Source organism: Fusibacillus kribbianus (assembly GCF_030053595.1).
GTDB lineage: Bacteria > Bacillota > Clostridia > Lachnospirales > Lachnospiraceae > Lientehia > Lientehia kribbiana.
Genome location: NZ_JASGBQ010000006.1, coordinates 24,082 through 44,058 on the forward strand (window position 1 = coordinate 24,082; position 19,977 = coordinate 44,058).

The 19,977-nt window shown below is 51.2% G+C and carries 15 protein-coding genes; 12 read left to right on the top strand and 3 right to left on the bottom strand.

Going from position 1 to position 19,977, the window contains the following annotated elements:
* Positions 1-31: 31 nt before the first annotated feature.
* Both QJ036_RS05555 and QJ036_RS05560 read right to left on the bottom strand, forming a co-directional pair.
* A complete protein-coding gene (locus QJ036_RS05555; RefSeq protein ID WP_283230455.1) occupies positions 32-1,912 on the bottom strand; it encodes an ATP-binding protein in 1,881 nt (626 codons plus the stop codon).
* Entirely contained in the window at positions 1,913-3,232 is a 1,320-nt protein-coding gene (locus QJ036_RS05560) for a metallophosphoesterase family protein (RefSeq protein WP_283230456.1), read from the bottom strand.
* 212 nt (positions 3,233-3,444) lie between these two features.
* Here QJ036_RS05560 and QJ036_RS05565 point away from each other — a divergent pair, with 212 nt between their 5' ends.
* The 12 genes from QJ036_RS05565 to QJ036_RS05620 all read left to right on the top strand — a co-directional run bounded on the left by QJ036_RS05565 (position 3,445) and on the right by QJ036_RS05620 (position 18,835).
* Complete coding sequence (locus tag QJ036_RS05565) at positions 3,445-4,719, top strand: glucose-1-phosphate adenylyltransferase (protein ID WP_283230457.1); 1,275 nt, start codon at positions 3,445-3,447, stop codon at positions 4,717-4,719.
* Entirely contained in the window at positions 4,716-5,837 is a 1,122-nt protein-coding gene (gene glgD / locus QJ036_RS05570) for a glucose-1-phosphate adenylyltransferase subunit GlgD (protein ID WP_283230458.1), read from the top strand. The genes QJ036_RS05565 and glgD overlap by 4 nt, the downstream gene beginning before the upstream one ends.
* Before the next feature lie 41 nt (positions 5,838-5,878).
* The gene (spoVG, locus tag QJ036_RS05575) at positions 5,879-6,154 is read left to right on the top strand and encodes a septation regulator SpoVG (RefSeq protein WP_283230459.1); all 276 of its coding nucleotides are present in this window, start codon (positions 5,879-5,881) and stop codon (positions 6,152-6,154) included.
* A 174-nt stretch (positions 6,155-6,328) separates the two neighbouring features.
* Positions 6,329-7,687, top strand: coding sequence for a Trk system potassium transporter TrkA (trkA, locus tag QJ036_RS05580; protein WP_283230460.1), 1,359 nt, complete (start codon positions 6,329-6,331; stop codon positions 7,685-7,687).
* A 16-nt stretch (positions 7,688-7,703) separates the two neighbouring features.
* Positions 7,704-9,158, top strand: a complete 1,455-nt coding sequence (locus QJ036_RS05585; protein ID WP_283230461.1) for a TrkH family potassium uptake protein — start codon at positions 7,704-7,706, stop codon at positions 9,156-9,158.
* 14 nt (positions 9,159-9,172) lie between these two features.
* Positions 9,173-9,742 (top strand): aminoacyl-tRNA hydrolase, encoded by a 570-nt coding sequence (gene pth, locus QJ036_RS05590; RefSeq protein ID WP_283230462.1) that lies wholly within the window; start codon positions 9,173-9,175, stop codon positions 9,740-9,742.
* Positions 9,743-9,770: 28 nt separating this feature from the next.
* Positions 9,771-13,289 (top strand): transcription-repair coupling factor, encoded by a 3,519-nt coding sequence (gene mfd / locus QJ036_RS05595; RefSeq protein ID WP_283230463.1) that lies wholly within the window; start codon positions 9,771-9,773, stop codon positions 13,287-13,289.
* Positions 13,290-13,364: 75 nt separating this feature from the next.
* Positions 13,365-14,432, top strand: coding sequence for a hypothetical protein (locus QJ036_RS05600; protein WP_283230464.1), 1,068 nt, complete (start codon positions 13,365-13,367; stop codon positions 14,430-14,432).
* Between the two features lie 290 nt (positions 14,433-14,722).
* Positions 14,723-15,388 carry a 5-bromo-4-chloroindolyl phosphate hydrolysis family protein gene (locus tag QJ036_RS05605; RefSeq protein WP_283230465.1) on the top strand — a complete coding sequence of 222 codons (666 nt, stop codon included), beginning with the start codon at positions 14,723-14,725 and terminating at the stop codon, positions 15,386-15,388.
* 870 nt (positions 15,389-16,258) lie between these two features.
* Positions 16,259-17,047: an SDR family NAD(P)-dependent oxidoreductase gene (locus QJ036_RS05610; protein ID WP_283230466.1), complete on the top strand. Its 789-nt coding sequence runs from the start codon at positions 16,259-16,261 to the stop codon at positions 17,045-17,047.
* Between the two features lie 206 nt (positions 17,048-17,253).
* Positions 17,254-18,030: a nucleoside/nucleotide kinase family protein gene (locus QJ036_RS05615; RefSeq protein WP_283230467.1), complete on the top strand. Its 777-nt coding sequence runs from the start codon at positions 17,254-17,256 to the stop codon at positions 18,028-18,030.
* Complete coding sequence (locus tag QJ036_RS05620) at positions 17,984-18,835, top strand: YitT family protein (protein WP_283230468.1); 852 nt, start codon at positions 17,984-17,986, stop codon at positions 18,833-18,835. The genes QJ036_RS05615 and QJ036_RS05620 overlap by 47 nt, the downstream gene beginning before the upstream one ends.
* Positions 18,836-18,876: 41 nt before the next feature.
* Here QJ036_RS05620 and QJ036_RS05625 read toward each other — a convergent pair whose 3' ends face one another.
* Positions 18,877-19,770, bottom strand: coding sequence for a LysR family transcriptional regulator (locus QJ036_RS05625; RefSeq protein WP_283230469.1), 894 nt, complete (start codon positions 19,768-19,770; stop codon positions 18,877-18,879).
* Positions 19,771-19,977: the final 207 nt, after the last annotated feature.

Consider the following 19,977-nt stretch of genomic DNA (forward strand, 5'->3'; position numbering starts at 1 on the left):
TACGCAGCTGCATAAGCGAATAGATTGTTCATCAGCTCAGCGCCACCAGATGGTAAGGCATGTTCATCCTTGAGAGGAAAGCAGCCTCCCGTTTGTGGCAGGTGAAGAGAAGCACCTGGCCGGGGTAATGCTCTGCCAGCCATTTTAACGTGTTGTGAAGACGGGCGTCATCATAATAGGCGAAGGTGTCATCCAGAAGGATCGGCAGGGACAGACCGGGATAGAGGATATCCACGGCGCTCAGCCGCAGTGCCAGATAGATCTGTTCGATGGTGCCGCGGCTTAAGGAATCGAGAGGAATTGTGCGTCCTCCGCTCCTCAGTGTGACAGTCAGATTTTCGTCGATGCAGAGTCTGTCATAGATGCCGTCGGTGATGGCAGCTATGATTTCAGAAACCTTGTCATTCAACACAGGGCTGAAGCTTTCATGAATTTTCGAGGACAGTTTTGCAATGGTATCCTCTGCCAGAGCAATGGAACAGAGCCGTTCCTCCGCCAGCTTGTTTTTCTCTATAATGTGAGCCAGGGCTTGTTTTTCTTCTTCCAGTTTCGACAGGTGCTTACAGGTCTGCTCAAACTCCCAGGCCTCCTTCTGGCAGCGGCTCATTTCAGTCTGTGCATGGCGAAGCTCCTCTTGAAGGGCGACCGTAATTTGGAGGGAAGCGTCTGTCAGTGCGTGGTTTTCTTTCAGTGCCTTCTGAAGCGCAGTATACTGTGCCAGTTTTTCTTCCATGGCAGCCAGGTTCTCTTCGGTGATTTCAGAGTCGTTCAAATGAAGCTTGAATGCATTCTGTAAGAAAAGTTCAGTCTCTGCGGCCATGGCTTCAGAATCGGAATCATCTTTTCTGGACCGGGCGAATAGAATAATAGTGACAAGCAGGGAAATGCCTGCCCCGGCAAAAAAGAGGATCAAAAGGGGAAGCTTTGGCAGAGGGAACGGTGTATTGGTAAAGGGAAGCTGTTCATAAAACAGGCTGCCCAGACCAAGAAGCAGAAAAAGTACCATAGCTGCCAGTCCGGAAATTATGTCGCGCGTCCGGAGAGAATGGCGGGCGTGGCGCTTGTTTTCTTCCGCGGCCAGCCGGTGGGCGGCGTAGGCATCGTGGATCCGCTCCTGGTAAATATCCGCATCCCGGACGAGGAACAAGCTGTGGGATTTGATGGCAGCTTCCGTATCGGCGGCGGATTTTTTGAGGTTTTCCCGTTTCTGCTTTTCTTCCTCCAGCCGGTTTTCCAGCTCCCGGATCTGCTTTTCCAGCTGGTCGGGCTGATTACCCATGGCCTTCAGCTTATCCTCCGTCTCACAGATCTCCTGAAAAACAGTCTGGTATTTGGAGGAAGCCTCCTCGTTGATCTGCTGTTTGAGGGCTTTTTTCTTTTCCCGGAGGGAGGCAAGCGCTTTTGTCACATCCAGCGTGGAGGTGCCGGAGAGGGCAATGCTGGAAAGATGATTTTTTAAACCGGCAGCAAGGGAACCGTCAGTGGCCGCCTTTAGCTGCTCAATACTGATGGTATTCCGGTAAGTCTCCTCTGTGATATGGCCTATGAGGCTGTCCAGATCGGCCTGTTCCGTGCCGATCAGCTGACCGCTTCCGGCTTTACGGATCGTCAGAGAACGGTTTTTGGTGTCCAGACACCGTTCGATGAGGTAATCCTCCTCGCCGTCGGAAAAGGTCAGGGAGCCGCCGTAGGGAGCCTGGGAATTCCAGGGGTAATAATGGGAATAGGCGTCGGTATGGGCCGCCTTTCCGCGGCCTCGTTCCATGCCGAAAAGCATGCTCTTCAAATAGGTATGGAGAGTGGATTTTCCTGAGCCGTTTTCACCGTAGATAATATTGATGCCTTCGGAAAAGGACATGCTTTCATGAGTATATTTTCCGAATCCGGAAATGTCGATGTCTTTTAAAATCATTTACTGGTCTCCTGTATCTGCGTCAAAGTTGGAAAGAAGGGCATCCAGACCGTAATAAAAGGCCTGTTTTTTGACAGGGTCCGAAAGAACCACGTCCGGGTCAGGGAAATTGCTGTCACCCGGGGCATGGGAACCGTCTGCAGACGGGCTGCCCAGAAAGGCGTCGATATAATCTCCGATGATATCATGACGGTGGTTCCGGAGCAGAGCCTCCATATCATAAGCGGGGACGGTCAGATCCCGGAAAGAGATGATCTTTCCTGCCGTTCGAAGATATGCTTCGTCAAAAATGATGTCAGCGTCCCGCTTTCCGGTCAGTGTCAGCTTATAGATATTGGAGGAACCGTATTGCTCCATGAATCTGGAGATCGTCTGGAACAGAGACTGGTTGGTGGTCTTTTCAGTCACTTTCACCCGGCACGGAATATAAGTACGGGTGGGAAGAGGGACGAAGCGCAGGGAAAGAGCTCCGGGGCCGCCTTCGGAGGACTTGGTCAGTTCTCCCAGGACATAGCCGTGGCTTCCCGTCTCCGTGAGATCGATGGGGCTTAGGGATCCGGGAAAGGCAAAACGTTCTTCCGGACACAGCTTCGGTTTATGAATATGGCCAAGGGCTGTATAGGAAAACCCGGACTGGGAAAGCTTTTTCCTGTCGATGGGAATATGCCTTTCGTCACCGCCGTGGGCAAGAAGAATGTGGAATTTGCCGTCTCTGGGAGCCGTGAGACCGTCGTAAAGCGGTTCGGGGATCTCCCTCGTATGGTAGCTGAAGCCGTGGATCACAGTGTTAAGGGTGGGGAATGAAACTTCCGTAAGATCACGTTGCGATAAAAAGGTCACATTGGGAGACCAGGAAAACTCTGCCAGGGAAGAACCGGCACGGACACAGTCGTGATTTCCGGCAATGAGCACCACCGGGATCTGAGGGATATTGGAGAACAGGGCGTCGGCCTCCTTTAACTCAGCCGGCGTCGGCTGGCGGTGAAACAGATCACCGGAGATCAGCAGGAGATCTGCCTGTTCCTTTTTGCACGCAGCGATGAGATCACGGAAGGCACTCAGGATATCAAAGGAGCGCTCTCTGGACCAGGGAAAGCCCCGGTCGGGCTGACAGCCCAGATGAATATCTGCGGTATGGATAAATTTCATGGGAAAATCCTTTCTGAAAAGATAATCGTAACGGATGAACTTCTGTCCCGGCAAAGCCAGAAGCTTCTGTTCCGGCAAAGCCGTAACTTTCATTCCGGCAAAGCCAGAAAAGCCTGTCGGCTTTTCCGGCTCGCTTCGCGCGCCGGATACCAATTCAGCCTCCCGTGTCATCGGATGCAAGCATCCGATGACACGGGAGGGCTGAACTGGTGCCTGGCTTTGCCCTTTCCGAACATTATACCATACCTGGAGGGGAGAATCAAAACAATGAGTTTTATAAATTGCATAAAATTTATAAGAATATAGTGAAAAAATTGTTTATTTATTCCAAAAAGTGTGCTACACTGTTAGTACAACTAATTATAACAGCAAGAGGTGATAGCGTGGTTAAGAAAGAGATGATAGCAATGCTGCTGGCAGGCGGACAAGGCAGCAGGCTGGGAGTGCTGACGGCAAATGTGGCCAAGCCGGCTACGGCTTTTGGCGGTAAATACCGTATTATCGATTTTCCGCTGAGCAACTGCATCAATTCCGGCATTGACACGGTCGGCGTACTGACGCAGTACCAGCCGCTGCGGCTGAATTCTCACATCGGGATTGGTATTCCGTGGGATCTGGACAGGAATATCGGAGGAGTGACGGTCCTCCCTCCTTATGAGAAGAGTACAAACAGCGAATGGTACACCGGTACGGCCAATGCCATTTATCAGAACCTGCAGTACATGGAATCCTATAATCCTGAGTATGTTCTGATCTTATCCGGCGACCATATTTACAAGATGGATTATGAGGTAATGCTGGATTATCATAAGGCAAACAATGCCGATATTACCATTGCGGCACTCCCGGTACCCATCGAGGAGGCAAGCCGCTTTGGAGTGGTCATTACCGACGAAAACAACAGGATCACCGAGTTCGAGGAGAAACCGGCTCATCCCAGAAGCAATCTGGCTTCCATGGGTATTTATATCTTCAGCTGGAAGGTCCTCAAAGAGGCTCTGATCAAGATGTCCGATGAACCGGGCTGCGATTTCGGCAAGCATGTGATTCCTTACTGCCACAGCAGAGGAGACAGGATCTTTGCTTACGAGTACAACGGCTACTGGAAGGATGTAGGAACTCTGGGCTCCTACTGGGAAGCCAATATGGAGCTGGTGGATATCATTCCTGTATTCAATCTGTATGAGGAATTCTGGAAGATCTATACCAAGAGCGATATCCTGCCTCCTCAATATGTTTCCGCAGATTCGGTGATCGAGAGAAGCATCATTGCCGAGGGTGCAGAAATTTACGGTAACATTTACAATTCTGTCATCGGTGTCGGCGTTAAGATCGGAAAGGGAGCGGTTGTCCGCGATTCCATTCTCATGTCCGGCGTGGTGATCGGAGACGGAACGGTGGTGGACAAGGCCATCATTGCCGACAATGTGGAGGTGGGCGCCAACGTCCGCCTGGGTGTGGGAGATTTTGCAGTCAGCAAGTTAAATCCCAAGGTCTATGCCTTTGATTTGGTGACCGTGGGAGAGGATTCCTACATTCCCGATGGTGTATCGGTAGGCAGAAATACCGCAATTTCCGGTGTGACGGAAAGCGCAGATTATCCGGACGGAAAGCTTGACAGCGGAGACTATATTATAAAGGCAGGTGGCGAGAAGTGAGAGCAGTAGGTATTATTCTGGCAGGCGGAAACAATAAGAAAATGAGGGAATTGTCAGAGAAGCGCGCGATAGCCGCAATGCCCGTTGCCGGCAGCTACAGAGCCATCGATTTCGCCCTAAGCAACATGACAAATTCCCATATCAAGAAGGTGGCAGTGTTTACGCAGTACAATTCCATCTCCTTAAATGAGCATTTGAGCTCCTCCAAGTGGTGGGACTTCGGCAGAAAGCAGGGTGGACTTTATGTATTCACGCCTACTCTGTCGGCTATGAACAGCAACTGGTACAGAGGTACGGCAGATGCCCTCTGGCAGAATCTGAAGTGGCTGAAGAGCAGCCACGAGCCCTATGTGGTGATCGCTTCCGGCGACGGCATCTACAAGCTGGACTACAATAAGGTTCTGGAATACCATATCGCAAAGCAGGCAGACATCACCGTGGTCTGCAAGGATATGCCGGAGGATGCGGACGTGAGCCGCTTCGGTCTGGTACGTACCAATGAGGACGGCCGGATTGTGGAGTTTGACGAAAAGCCCATGGTGGCAACCTCCCATACGGTGTCCTGCGGTATCTATGTGATCCGCCGCCGTCAACTCATTGAGCTTATTGAGAAGTGCGCGGAGGAGGATCGTTACGATTTCGTACAGGATATCCTGATTCGTTATAAGAATATGAAGCGGATCTATGCGTATAAGCTGGAATCCTACTGGAGCAATATTTCCTGCGTGGATTCTTACTTTAAGACCAATATGGACTTTTTGGATCCCGAGGTCCGCAATTATTTCTTCAATACTTATCCCGACGTGTATTCCAAGGTGGACGACAATCCGCCGGCCAAGTACAACGTGGGGGCTAAGGTCCGCAACAGTCTTGTCTCCAGCGGCTGTATCATCAATGGAGAAGTGGAAAATTCAATTCTGTTCAAGAAGGCATATGTTGGAAACAACTGTGTCATTAAGAATTCCATTATCCTGAATGATGTTTACATCGGTGACAATACACGGATCGAGAACTGCATCGTCGAGAGCAGGGATACGATCCGGGCCAATATGACATATATCGGCGCTCCCAATGATATTAAGATTGTTATCGAGAAAAACGAAAGATTTGTGCTTTAAGCTTTGACAGCAGGAGGACAAAGGAAGGGGACTATGTAAAGATGCAGATTACAGATGTGAGGGTTAGAAAGGTATCCAAGGAAGGAAAGATGAAGGCCATCGTTTCCATTACTCTGGATAATGAGTTTGTGGTACACGATATCAAGGTGATTGAGGGGGAAAAGGGCATGTTTATTGCGATGCCCAGCAGAAAAGCCGCCGACGGTGAGTACAGAGATATCGCTCATCCCATCAATTCTGAGACCAGAGATAAGATCCAGGCTATCATTCTTGCAAAGTATGAGACCACGCTTCTGGAAGCAGGGGAAGAGGAGTAGGTTTAAGTATGATAAGGGCAGGCGCTGATTTTTCAGCGCCTGTTTTCATTTGACTAAAGAGACGGGTATTTCAGAGGTTAAAATAGCGGGAAAGTGTTGCGGTTTCCCGGTTTCATTTATATAATAGAGGGAGTATTACACTGGTGCCCGGAGGGCAGACAGGAGGAAGGAAACATGAAGATCCTTATTGTTGGAATCGGCAAGGTGGGCTATACACTGGCAAAGCACCTGTCCGCCGAGGATAACGATGTGGCAGTGATAGATAAATCTCAGGAAGCAGTGGATCGGGCGGGGGACAGTCTGGATGTTCTTTGTCTGAAGGGAAGTGGGCTTTCCGCCAGTGTTCTTCTGGAGGCGGGGGTCCGGGAGGCGGATCTGATCATTGCAACTACACCCGGCGACGAAATCAATATGCTGTGCTGCCTGACCGCCAAGCGTTTGGGGGCGAAGAATACGGTAGCCAGGATCCGTGACCCGGAATATGCCAGGGAGGTATCGGTGCTGAAGCAGGAGCTGGGGATCAACATGATCATCAATCCGGAGCTGGAAGCAGCCAATGAGATCGGCAGGGTGCTCCGTTTCCCCACGGCCATCAACGTGGAGACCTTTGCGGGCCGGAAGGTGGAGCTGATCGCCTTTCGTGTGAAGCGGGGGGATAAGCTGGTGGGCAGACCTCTGTCCCAGGTCATGGGCGAGATCCGACTGCCGGTGCTTTTCTGTACTGCGGTCCGGGGGGAGGAGGTCATCATTCCCGATGGCAATTTTGTTCCGCAGGAGCAGGATCTCATGTATATTGCGGGCAAACCCTCTGCAATTACGGATTTCTTTAAATATGAGGGAAAATATCAGAAGCGGGTGAAGCATGCGATCCTCATCGGCGGAGGCAGGATCGCCTACTATCTGGGCCTTGGAATGAGCCAGATGGGTATGAAAATCACCATTATCGAGCAGAATAAAAGACGGTGCCAGGAGCTTGACGAGCTGCTTCCCGACTGCACCATTATTCACGGTGACGGCACCGATGAACAGGTCCTGGAGGAGGAGCATGTGGAGTCGGCTGGAGCCGTTGTGACGCTGACCGGAAGAGATGAAGAAAATCTCCTGACGGCTCTGTTTGCCAGCAGACTTCAGGTCCCGAAGGTCGTGGCAAAGATCAACCGGGGAAACTATGAGGGTATCATCAAAACCCTGGGTATTGATTCCGTCATCAGTCCGAAAAATATCACGGCAGCCCAGATCATCCGGTATGTGAGGGCTCTCCGAAACACTATTGGAAGCAATGTGGAGACGCTTCACCGGATCGCCGACGGCAAGGCCGAGGCGCTGGAGTTTGTTGCAAGAGAAGGAAGCCGGAATCTGAGGGAGCCTTTCCGAAATATCCGCTTTAAGAAGCATTTTCTGGTAGCGGCTATTGTGCGGAACGGCGCGATCATTATTCCCACCGGTAATGACTGGATCCAGGAGAACGACAGTGTCATTGTCATTACCAGATCCTCCAATGTCAATGATCTGAATGACATTTTTGAGAACTGAGGCAGGAGGCTGAGCTTTGAATATTTCGTTGGTATTGTATGTCGTCGGGAACGTGCTCTTCTCTGAGGCGGTCCTTATGCTGCTGCCTGTTTTCGTGGCGCTCCTTATGGGAACCGGCGACTGGATCTATTTTATTTATACAATCGTTCCGCTGGCCCTTGTGGGCTTCCTTCTGCGTCTGAAAAAGCCGAAGCTTTCCCGGATGCGGACCAGAGAGGGACTGGCAGCGGTGGCTTTTTCCTGGATCTTTCTGGCGGCCTTCGGCGCACTGCCCTTTTATTTCAGCGGCTATTTTGCAGGCTACGTGGACTGCTTTTTTGAGACCGTGTCCGGTTTTACCACGACGGGTGCTACGATCCTGACGGATATCGAGGGATTTGGAAACGGCGGCCTTATGTTCTGGCGCAGCTTTACCCATTGGGTGGGCGGCATGGGAATCCTGGTCTTTGTGCTGGCGATCCTTCCGAATATGGACGGCTCCACGGTACAGCTTCTGCGGGCGGAAAGCCCCGGACCGGAGCCGGGTAAGGTGGTGCCGAGGCTGAAGGAGACGGCCAGGATCCTGTATCTGATCTATTTTGGATTGACGATTTTACATATTCTGTGCCTTCTGGCTACAGGTATGCCCCTTTTCGATTCGGTGATCCATTCCATGGGAAGTGCCGGAACCGGCGGCTTTTCCAATATGAATGCCAGTGTGGGTGCTTATCAGAATCCGGCGGCAGAGTGGGTCATTGCCGTGTTCATGCTGCTGTTCGGCGTGAACTTCAGCCTCTATTATCTGCTTCTCAAAAAGCAGGTGAAGGATGTGCTTAAGAACGAAGAGCTGAGACTTTATCTGGGGATCATTGTGGCTGCGGTGGTCTGCATCACCCTGAATGTGGCAGGGAAATATTATGAAGGCTCCTGGCCGGATGCTATCCGCACGGCCTTTTTCCAGGTGTCCTCCATCATTACCACCACCGGCTACAGCACGGCAGATTTTAATCTGTGGCCCACCTTCAGCAAAATGATCCTTGTGGCACTGATGATCGTCGGCGCCAGCGCCGGTTCCACCGGCGGCGGCATCAAGATCAGCAGACTTCTCGTGCTGGCAAAAACCGTGAAGGCGGAGTTTCGCCGTCTGATCCACCCCCGTATGGTTCGGGCGCCCCGGATGGACGGGCGGATCATTGAGAGCAGTACCGTGAAGGGAATCTTGATTTTTTTCTTTACCTATATTATGATTGCCGTGTCGGCCATGATCGTCATTTCTGTCGACGGTTATGATTTTGAGACGACGGTGACGGCAGTGCTTTCGGCACTGGGGAATATCGGTCCCGGTCTTTCGGCTGTGGGCCCTATGGGAAATTTCAGCGGATTTTCCGTTTTGAGTAAGCTGGTGCTTTCCTTCTGTATGCTGGCCGGCAGGCTGGAGCTTTTCCCCATGCTGATTTTGTTTATTCCTTCCACCTGGAAGAAATCCTATTAAAGGCGGGAATTTTTATGTTTGTGATTGCAGGTCTTGGGAATCCGGGTCTTAAATATGCCGGTACCAGACACAATGTGGGCTTTGGAGCCCTGGATGAGCTGGCGGAGGCGTATCGGATCAGTGTGGATACCGGGAAGCACAGGGCACTCATCGGAAAGGGAGTTATTGAGGGGCAGAAGGTAATTCTTGTGAAGCCTCAGACCTATATGAATTTAAGCGGGGAGAGCATCCGTGAGGTCATGGAATACTACAAGCTTTCTGTGGAAGAGCTTTTGGTGATCTACGACGACATTAATCTGGATGTGGGACAGCTCCGGATACGGGAGAAGGGAAGCGCAGGCGGCCACAATGGCATGAAGAATATCATTGCCTGCCTCGGCTCCGATCATTTCCCGAGGATCCGGGTGGGGGTCGGTGCAAAGCCGCCCCGTATGGATCTGGCTGATTATGTGCTGGGACACTTTCCTTCGGAAGAGCTGCCTTCTGTGAGAGAGGGAATCAAACATGCAGCTGAGGCGGCAGCCATGATCGTAAAAGGGGAGATGGCTCCGGCGATGAATCAGTTCAATGCAAAAAAGAAATAAATCGTACAGGAATGACAGAGGTGATTGAATGGCAGGTTCATTTCGCAGTCCGCTGCCGGAACTGAAGGAATTTGTGGATACAAAAGAGGACCTTTGCAGGGGCAGGGGTCCTGTTTCTGTCAGTGGAGGCACCGACTCTCAAAAAGTCCATGAGATGGCAGAACTGGGGCGGGAATTCCCACTGAAGTTAGTTGTGACTTACAACGACAGCCGCGCAAAAGAGATCTACGATGATTACAGGACCTTTGACCGTGAAGTGTTTCTGTATCCGGCCAAGGATCTTCTCTTTTCCGGGGCCGACGTCCAGGGACGGCTTCTGACGGGAAAACGGCTTACGGTACTGAAGCAGATCCTGGAGGAACGGCGGGGAACGGTCATTACCACGGTGGACGGGTGCATGGACCATCTGATGCCCCTTTCCGCCTTTGCTGACAGCGTCATCCTTTTGGAGGAGGGGCAGGAGCTTAAACTGGATGAACTGAAGGAACAGCTGGTGGACATGGGCTACGAGCGGTGCGCCCAGGTGGAACAGGGCGGACAGTTCTGTATCCGGGGCGGGATTCTGGATGTATTTCCCCTGACGGAGGAAAATCCGGTCCGTATTGAGCTTTGGGGCGATGAGGTGGATTCCATCCGGTCCTTTGACGCAGAGAGCCAGCGCTCCACCCAGAGGCTTGCGGAGATCCATCTGTATCCGGCCAGAGAGGTGACTCTGTCTCCGGACAGACTGAAAAAGGGTCTCGAGAAAATGAAAAAGGAGCAGGAGGCTTCCGTTCAAAAGCTGAAGAAGCAGGGAAAGCTGGAGGAGGCTCATCGGCTTGATACGGTGGTAAACGAAATGACGGAGGAGCTGTCGGAAGGGTGCTTTCTGGGTGCTCTGGAGGGATGCATCCGGTATTTCTGTCCGGAGACGGTGGCCTTTACCGATTATTTTGGACCGGATGTCCCGGTCTTTCTGGATGAGCCGGCCAGAATCACAGAGCGGGCGGAGGTCCTGGAGGCGGAATTTCGGGAAAGTATGCAGACAAGGCTGGAGAAGGGGTATCTGCTTCCCGGCCAGACCGATATCCTGTATTCGGCGGGCCAGACGGAGGCGGCGCTTTCAGGGGCCAGGAGCGTTTTGTTTTCCGCCCTGGAACAGAAGGCCATTCCCGTAAAAAAACGGTACAGCAGGACTGTGAAAAACGGGAATTCCTATAAAAACGGATTTGAGCTTCTGATCAATGATCTGAAAAAATGGAAGCGGGAAAAATGGCGGGTGGTTCTTTTCTGCGGTTCCAGAACAAGGGGGGCAAGGCTTGCCGGGGACCTGCGGGAACAGTACGATCTCAGAGCCTACTATACAGAGGATGAGAACAAGGAGATTTTGCCCGGTGAGATCTGCGTGCTTTACGGAACGCTGCACCGGGGATTCGAGTATCCCATGATCAAATTTGTGGTGCTTCCCGAGAGCGACATGTTTGGCGCGGAGAAGAAAAAGCGGCGGAAGCGGACCCATTATGAGGGACGGAAGATCCAGAGCTTCTCAGAGCTTTCCGTGGGAGATTACGTGGTTCATGAAAACCACGGACTTGGCATTTACCGGGGGATCGAGAAAATCGAGGTGGATCGGATCGTCAAGGATTACATCAAGATCGAGTATGCGGGAAACGGGTGTCTGTATCTGCCGGTGACGCAGCTTGACATGATCCAGAAATATGCGGGCTCGGATGCGAAGGCGCCAAAGTTGAACCGTCTCGGCGGCCAGGAGTGGGGAAGGACCAAGGCAAAGGCCAAGGGGGCAGTCAAGGAGATCGCGAAGGATCTGGTCAGGCTATATGCAGCCAGAGAGCGGGGAGAAGGGTTCCGGTACGGTCCGGATACCGTGTGGCAGCGGGAGTTTGAGGAGTTGTTTCCCTATGAGGCGACTGAGGATCAGGAGGCGGCCATTGAGGCCACCAAGCGGGACATGGAGAGCGGGAAGATCATGGACCGGCTGATCTGCGGGGATGTGGGCTACGGAAAGACGGAGATCGCCATTCGGGCGGCCTTCAAGGCGGTTCAGGAAAACAAGCAGGTGGTTTATCTGGTGCCCACCACCATCCTGGCCCAGCAGCATTACAATACCTTTGTCCAGAGAATGATGAATTTCCCGGTGCGGGTGGATATGCTGTCCCGATTCCGAACACCGACGGAGCAGAAAAAGACGCTGGCGGATCTGAAAAAAGGGCTGGTGGACATTCTCATCGGAACCCACCGGGTCCTTTCGGACGATGTGACGTTTAAGGATCTGGGGCTTTTGATCATTGACGAAGAACAGCGATTTGGCGTAGCCCACAAGGAAAAGATCAAAAAGCTCCGGGAAAACGTGGATGTACTGACCCTGACGGCAACCCCCATTCCCAGGACTCTTCACATGAGTCTGGTGGGGATCCGGGACATGAGTGTTCTGGAGGAACCACCCATAAACCGGGTGCCTATCCAGACGTATGTCATGGAATATAATGAGGAAATGGTGCGGGAGGCCATCGAACGGGAGCTTTCCAGAGGCGGCCAGGTCTATTATGTGTACAATCGGGTAAAGGATATTGAGGAGATCACCGGAAAGATCGCCGCATTGGTCCCGGAGGCCGTGGTGGTCTATGCCCACGGGCAGATGCGGGAGCAGCAGCTGGAACGGATCATGCTGGATTTTATAAACGGGGACATTGATGTTCTGGTGTCCACTACCATCATTGAGACGGGACTTGACATTTCTAATGTCAACACCATGATCATTCATGATGCTGACCGGTTTGGGCTGGCTCAGCTTTATCAGCTCCGGGGGCGGGTGGGACGTTCCGGCAGGACAGCATATGCCTTCCTCATGTATAAGCGGAACAAGCTTCTGAAGGAGGAGGCGGAAAAGCGGCTGGCGGCCATCCGTGAATTCACGGAGCTGGGCTCCGGTATCCGCATCGCCATGCGGGATCTGGAGATCCGGGGGGCGGGAAATCTTCTCGGAGCCGAACAGCATGGCCATATGGAAGCCATTGGCTATGACCTTTACTGCAAGCTTTTGAGCGAGGCTGTGAAGGCCCTGAAAGGAGAGGGGGAGGAGGAAACCTTTGAAACGGTCATCGACTTTAACATCGATGCCTATATCCCCCCTGCTTATATCAGAAATGAGGTCCAGAAGCTGGAGATCTACAAGCGGATTTCCTCCATTGAGAATGAGGAGGAGGCCATGGATATGCAGGATGAGCTCATTGACCGGTTTGGAGATCTGCCGAGGCCGGTGGAGAATCTTCTTGACATCTCCCTGCTCAAGGGGCTGGCCCACAGCGCCTATGTGACAGAGCTTTCCGGCAGCATGCGGGAGGCCCGTCTTATTATGTACAGCAGGGCTCCTTTCCGGGTGGAGAATATTCCGAAGCTGGTGTCGGATTACGGCGGCGCCCTGAAATTTACCGGAGCTGATCAGCCGTATTTCACTTTGACAGACAGGAAGAAGGAAAACAAGGAGCCAAGGCAGATGCTGGAAAAGGTGAAAATCCTGTTAAATACCATAAAAGAGTTGCTTGTTTGACAGTTTGGTACTATAATAACAAGTGCCTGCGGTCTGCAGGTATCAGAGGAAATGTTATAGGAGGATACCGTTATTATGAAGAAAATTACGAGGCGGCTGGCCGCCCTTTGTGCTGTGCTTCTTATGGTTGGGGCTCTGGCAGGCTGCGGACGCACCAGGGTGACTCTGGAGAAATATCCGGACACTGTCGTGGCGACTCTGGGAGATCAGAAGGTTTATCTGGATGAGGCAAATTTCTTTGCCATGACCAGCCAGTACACCACGGAGCTTTATTACACCATGTATGGCATGGATATCACCGACATGTGGAGCGCTGACATCGGAACAGGAGCCACCATGGAGGATTACACGAAGGAAAGTGTGATGAAGGGCATCTGCCAGACCTATGTGCTGAAGGCCAAGGCAGAGGAGCTGGGCCTTTCCCTGGATGACAGCGATCTTGCCAAGGTGGAGGAGGCTGTGAGCCAGACCATGGAGCAGATGGATGAGACTGTGAAGGAGGCGACCAACATTACCGAAGAGCGTCTTCGTGAGATCGTGACCACCAATGCCCTTGCCATGAAGGCATATCAGTATGCGGTGAAGGACGTGGATACAGAGGTCAGCGATGAAGAGGCAGCTCAGCGTACCATCCGTTACATTCTGGTAAAGGACGGTGAGGATGCAGAGGCAGCCAAGACTCTGGCAGAGGAGATCAAGGGACGCGTGGAGGCCGGCGAAAACAGCGAGGAAGCAATGCAGGCCATCGCGGATGAGAACGAGAATGCCAGCTGCGTTACCAATACATACGGTGCGGGCGATTTCGACAATGCAGTCGGTGATCTCGGTATGACCTTAAAGACCGGAGAGATCGGCAGCACTTACGATTCTGGCTACGGCTGGTATATCGTATACTGCGTGACCGATTTTGACGAGGAAGCAACAGAGAATGAGAAGCCTTCCATTGTGGAACAGAGAAAGAGTGAGCTCTTCCAGACTGTTTACGCAGAGTGGCTTGGAGATATGCCGGACTTTAAGGTAGACGAAAAGGTATGGGCTGTCGTTACCTTTGATAAGACCCTGTTCGAGGTGCCTGAGACGACTGCTGCAGAGACGGAAACGGCTGCAGAGGAGACAAGCGCAGCTGAAACTGCTGCTGACTGAGAAGCGGAGTTCGATGAAACAGCTGATAAATAGTGAAGAGAGACTTCTTCTGTAAAGGAGCCTCTCTTTTTTCATTGTGCTTTCTCATCTTCCCGATTGGAGCTTGGAGGACTTCGGACATCTGTGTCAACAAATTTTTTTCATGCACAGGTAGAGACAACCGTATGAAAATTGTATATAATAGGGGAGAAGAAGGAAGTCGCTCTCTGTGTTCTGTTATATGCATGAGGAGAGGCAATGGTGAGACGCAGGTTTATAGCGGTATAAAATGTCTGCGTCAGGAGGAAAATATGAAAAATAAATCTTCAGGAGTACCGGGTATTGTTGTGGCAGTGGGGCTGGTCATTCTGTTTCTTTTTTCACGGCGCTTTTTCCCATCGCTTTCCACGATTCTTCTGGTCGGTTTTGGTATCATACTGGCACTGGTGGTGCTGATCGTGGTGCTGGTGATCTATTTTTCCAGAAAAAAGCCGGATAATAAGGATGGAAGTCAGCCTGCGGAAAATGTCAATGCGATCCTTTCCAAAGGCCGGGCAAATCTTATGGAGCTGAGGCGGCTGGGAATGCGTATCAAAAATCCGGAGGTCCGCGGATTGGGAGAAGAAATCTGCAGGATCATTGACAGGATCCTTCGGACACTGAAGGATCAGCCGGAGGACATAACCCGGGTGCGCCGGTTTTTTAATTATTATCTGCCGACATTGGGAAATATTCTTCTGAAATATGTTCGGGTGGAGGAGAGCGGGATTTCTGCTCCGGAAATGACAGAAAGCACGGTGGCCTGTCTGCGGGACATCCGGACGGCCATGGAGAAGCAGTATCAGAATCTTTTTGAGGATGACATTCTGGATCTTTCGGTGGAGATGGAGACCCTGACCCGGATCTGCAGGCGGGACGGTCTGCTGAGTGACGAGGAGCTGAAGAATGGAGACAGCAAGATCAATCTGATCTTATAGAAACTGATGGAAGAGGCTGCGTGCATAACAAAGCCTCCCATTTCGCAGGGGCACTGAATTCCTGCGAAATGGGAGGCTTTTCTATAGGTAAAGTGTTGGGAGATAAGTTGCATATTTTAACAGACAACCGGTTTTCCTTCCGCTCCCGTAAAGCTCCTGCAGCTGCGGAAATTTTGGGAAAAGGACGTTACAAGCTGAAAACCGTATGAAATCGTTGTCATTATTATAGAACAAAATGTTTAAAAACGCAATAGTTTTTTTTGATTTCGATTTCATAAAATGAAAAAGCAGGGAAAAGGCCGGAAAACGGCGGTTTTGGGGCTTTTCTGAGAAAAAATCATGGGTCAAGCCGTCGGAAGAGTGTGTTTTATCGGAATAGTTTTTTTGAATGAAAATGATTTGCAAACGTTTGCATTATATGAGAAAAAGACATTTTTACGCCCACTCAGAGGAAATACAGAGACAAAAAGGAGATTTGGTTCGGGATAAATCATAATTTAATTGAGCTATGAACGAAATTCTATGTGCAAAAAGGATATAAAAAAAATATAATGAGACAAAAATTTAATGGGAGATATTGACAAATGATAACGTTTGCAATATCATATGACATGTATAGGCAAGAACGATAAAAAAGCACGACAGAGATCATAAGGCTTCCAGTGTATTCAAAGCTGTAACAGAGATCCCCGCTCTGTATTCGGCTGTCAGGGGCTTTCTGCGGACATGTGGCATGAGATCGGATTTGGGGTGCCTCCAAACAGGTCTGCAGGTTCTTCCAGCTGTGCAGGGGATAAAATAAAGGGGCTGCCGTTTTGTCGGCAGCCTTTTTACCAGAAAATTTTCTATATTTTTCGGGAGGGAATGGAAATGGATTTAGGATTGAAAGGGAAGGTAGCAGTAGTATTCGGCGGAACCACCGGAATCGGGGCGGCAGCAGCGCTCCGCTTTGCAGAGGAGGGCTGCCAGGTGGCAGTATGCAGCCATAATCCTGATAAGGTGGAAGCATTTAAGGTTCGGGCAGCACAGGCCGGATATCCCGATGTGGTTGCAGAGCAGGTGAATGGTACCGTTTATGCGGAGCTTGAGGAATTTGCAGACAGAGTTGTAAAGAAATTCGGCAGGATCGATATCTGGTTGAACTGTGCAGGCGGAAACAAGCACGGCCCTCTGCATACGCTGCCGGAGGAGACCTTCCGTGAGATCATCGATCTGAATCTGACCAGCTGCTTCTTTGGCATCAAGGTGGCTGCTAAATATATGGTTCCTCAGAAGAGCGGCTCTATCGTCAGCATCTCTTCCCTGGCATCCAAACAGCCGGTGGATTACAGAGTCACCTATGGCGCTGCAAAGGCCGGTGTAAATCTTCTCACCATCGGAGCTGCAGCCGAGCTGGCGCCCTACGGTATCCGGGTGAATGCAATAGCCCCCGGTGTGATCGATACGGCATTGATGACAAAGGCCATCCATGAGCAGGCGGATTATATCAATTCTCTGATCCCTATGCACCGCGCCGGTGAACCGGAGGAGGTCGGTGATGTTATGGTCTGCATCGCAAGCGACAGGTTCAGCTATATGACAGGAACTCTGGTTTCTGTGGACGGCGGAAAAGGAACTGTGGAGGACGCTGCCCTGGTATGGAACAAGCCCTGGGAATAAGGAAGTCCATTTGTAAATGACGGACGGCATCTGGCCGCCGCAGATTTTGAATCAGCAGAAAATAATTACAACCGCTTTGTTTCGGCAGCCCGCCGGGGTAAAGCGGTTGTTTGGCTGTTTACACCTTGACGGACACTGGTGCCCTGTGGCAGAATATGGAAAGAGAACGATCTGCCGTAAGAAAATGGCAGAGAAAGGAGAAGATTATGAAACGTGCTATGGAAATAAACGGACTTCACATAGAAGCAGAATATTCCGACCGGGCGATGGAAACCATATTTTTACCGATGCTTCGTCATCTGACAGAACTGCAGAAGGAAGCCGGCAGGAGGATCCTGGTGTTTCTTGCGGCACCGCCTGCAACGGGAAAAAGTACTCTGGTGAAATTTCTTACGGATCTTTCCGGGGAGATGCCGGGACTCACTCCCATTACTGCCGTGGGTATGGACGGCTTCCACCATTATCAGGATTATCTTCTTTCTCACAGGGTCATTCGGGACGGACAGGAGATTCCCATGACCCTCATCAAAGGCGCGCCCATCACCTATGATCTGGATGCTTTCCGGGAGCGGCTTTTGCGGGTACGGAAGGAACGGGTCTGTCCCTGGCCGGAATACAGCAGGAAGCTTCACGATCCGGTGGACAATGCGGTGGAGATTACCGGTGATATCGTTCTGATCGAGGGAAATTACCTGCTCCTTGATGAGGAGGGGTGGCGGGATCTGAAGTCTCTGGCCGATTATACGGTACGGATCCTGGCCGACGAAAAAGATGTGAGGGACAGGCTGATCTGGCGCCGGGCCAGCAATGGTACCCCCATGAAGGAGGCTGAATATATGGTCGACAGCAATGATATTCCCAATGTGCGCCTCTGCATGGAAAAATCCATGGACGGGGATGTGACTCTGAGGCTTACGCCGGAAGGAGATTATGTGTATGAAAAGCAAAGTATGGAAAAATCGGATTCTGGATCTTGTCTGTGACATTGTCGGAGGGCTTTTGTATGCTACGGCTATCTACAGCTTTGCCAAAATGGCCGGCTTTGCACCGGGAGGAATCTCCGGTCTGGCCATTATCATCAATCATCTCTGCGGTGTGCCCATCGGCGTTATGACACTGCTCTTAAACATTCCGCTGATTCTTGTCAGCTACCGGGTGTTGGGAAATCGGTTTTTGCTAAAATCCGCCAGGACCATGATCATATGTACGATTTTTGTGGATACAGTGTTTCCCTATACGCCGCCCTACACCGGCTCGCCCCTTCTGGCGGCTCTGTATTACGGCGTGTGTCTCGGAGCCGGACTGGCAATCTTTTATATGCGAGGGACCTCGTCGGGGGGAGTGGATTTCCTGACGCTGTCGATTCGGGCAAAAAAACCGCATCTTTCCATGGGAAAGCTGATGATGGCCATCGATTTTCTGATCGTCAGCCTGGGATGGCCGGTATTCGGCAATATTGATTCCATTCTTTACGGTCTGTTGGCCACCTTCGTGACCTCCGCGGTGGTCGACAAGATCATGTACGGTATGGGGGCCGGGACTCTGGCTGTTGTAGTTACAAACAGAAGCGCAGAGGTGGCGGAACGAATCTCCCGGATCATTGACCGGGGCTCTACGGTACTGGAAGGGGTAGGAAGCTATACAGGCGAGCATCGGGATATCCTGCTGTGCGCCTGTTCCAATTCTCAGTCCTATATGGTGAAAAATTCAGTGCTGGAGGTGGACCCGGCAGCCTTTGTCATGATGACGGAAACCAGTCAGGTGTTTGGTGAGGGATTTTTGCGATAAAAAGAAAAGGCTGTCACAGGAGAGACTGGACAGCCGCAGTTTCAGGGCGTTTCCGGCAATGGAAATTCCCACTTTTGAATCGATTTCAGATGGTTTAAGAAGGCCTGGAGGAGGGGAGAGTTTGTTTTTGCCTTCCGCCAGGCAATGGCGATCGTGCGCTCGGTGTTTTTCAGAGGAATACCGAGCACTTCGTCGGAGGTGAAAAGGTCGGTGAAGAGTTCCGGGAGAATGGTGATTCCCAGATTCTGCCTGACCATGGATACGGCTGCGTAATCATTCCGCATGATCATCCGTATCTGGGGACAGATTTTTGCTTCCCGGAAAATGTAACCGATATTGTAATCGCTTCCCTCTGCGGGAAGGATAAAATCCTGGTTCTCCAGCATGGAAGGCGTAATTTCATGCTCTTTCGAGAGCGGATTCTGCGGGTTCACGATCACCATCATCCGCTCTTTGAACAGCGGAATGGCGGAAAATTCTCTGCGGGCCGGAAACGTTACAAAAGAACAATCGGTTGCATCATTTAAAAGCGCCTGTTCCACGTCATAGTAAGATCCATTGTTCACCGTAATGGTTATCTGGGGGTGGAGCCTGCTGAAGTCCTTGAGGATCTGGGGCAGATAGTTTATGGCAATGCTGGAAATGGTGCCGATCCGGAGACTGCCGGTCTGAGCGTCCAGCAGGGTGGACACCGTGTCCCGCAGCGCCTGTTCGGTATCTACAATTTTTTGAATATAAGGGAGCAGCAAACGGCCCTCGGGGGTCAGTTGCGCTCCTTTTTTGTTTCGCACCAGCAGACACAGACCGGTTTTCGATTCAAAGGAAGCAATCAGATGGCTGATGCCGGACTGTGTATAACCTAATTGAGTGGCGGCGGCGGTCAGGCTTCCCAGCGTGGCAACTGACAGGAAAGCCCGATATTCATTCATTGACATGAGAATCCTCTTTGTATGAGAAAATGTAATGTAAAAATGCAAAAACCTTTAGTTTACACGATAATTATACTCGTCTATACTGAAATTGTAAAGAAAATATACGGAAAACTACGAGGTTTATCCGTACAAATTGAGGGGTTCCTATAAAAAAGACGATAAAATTCAGAATGAAACCGTCGGAAGGAGCATAGCGGGGGGAGCAATATG

Excerpts from the sequence above, each read along its gene's own strand:
- QJ036_RS05615 (WP_283230467.1), top strand. The coding sequence starts at position 17,254 with ATGAAACGTGCTATGGAAATAAACGGACTTCACATAGAAGCAGAATAT.
- spoVG (WP_283230459.1), top strand. The coding sequence starts at position 5,879 with ATGCAGATTACAGATGTGAGGGTTAGAAAGGTATCCAAGGAAGGAAAG.
- trkA (WP_283230460.1), top strand. The coding sequence starts at position 6,329 with ATGAAGATCCTTATTGTTGGAATCGGCAAGGTGGGCTATACACTGGCA.
- QJ036_RS05560 (WP_283230456.1), bottom strand. The coding sequence starts at position 3,232 with ATGACACGGGAGGCTGAATTGGTATCCGGCGCGCGAAGCGAGCCGGAA.
- QJ036_RS05625 (WP_283230469.1), bottom strand. The coding sequence starts at position 19,770 with ATGTCAATGAATGAATATCGGGCTTTCCTGTCAGTTGCCACGCTGGGA.
- pth (WP_283230462.1), top strand. The coding sequence starts at position 9,173 with ATGTTTGTGATTGCAGGTCTTGGGAATCCGGGTCTTAAATATGCCGGT.
- QJ036_RS05610 (WP_283230466.1), top strand. The coding sequence starts at position 16,259 with ATGGATTTAGGATTGAAAGGGAAGGTAGCAGTAGTATTCGGCGGAACC.
- QJ036_RS05605 (WP_283230465.1), top strand. The coding sequence starts at position 14,723 with ATGAAAAATAAATCTTCAGGAGTACCGGGTATTGTTGTGGCAGTGGGG.
- QJ036_RS05600 (WP_283230464.1), top strand. The coding sequence starts at position 13,365 with ATGAAGAAAATTACGAGGCGGCTGGCCGCCCTTTGTGCTGTGCTTCTT.
- QJ036_RS05555 (WP_283230455.1), bottom strand. The coding sequence starts at position 1,912 with ATGATTTTAAAAGACATCGACATTTCCGGATTCGGAAAATATACTCAT.
- QJ036_RS05620 (WP_283230468.1), top strand. The coding sequence starts at position 17,984 with ATGAAAAGCAAAGTATGGAAAAATCGGATTCTGGATCTTGTCTGTGAC.
- mfd (WP_283230463.1), top strand. The coding sequence starts at position 9,771 with ATGGCAGGTTCATTTCGCAGTCCGCTGCCGGAACTGAAGGAATTTGTG.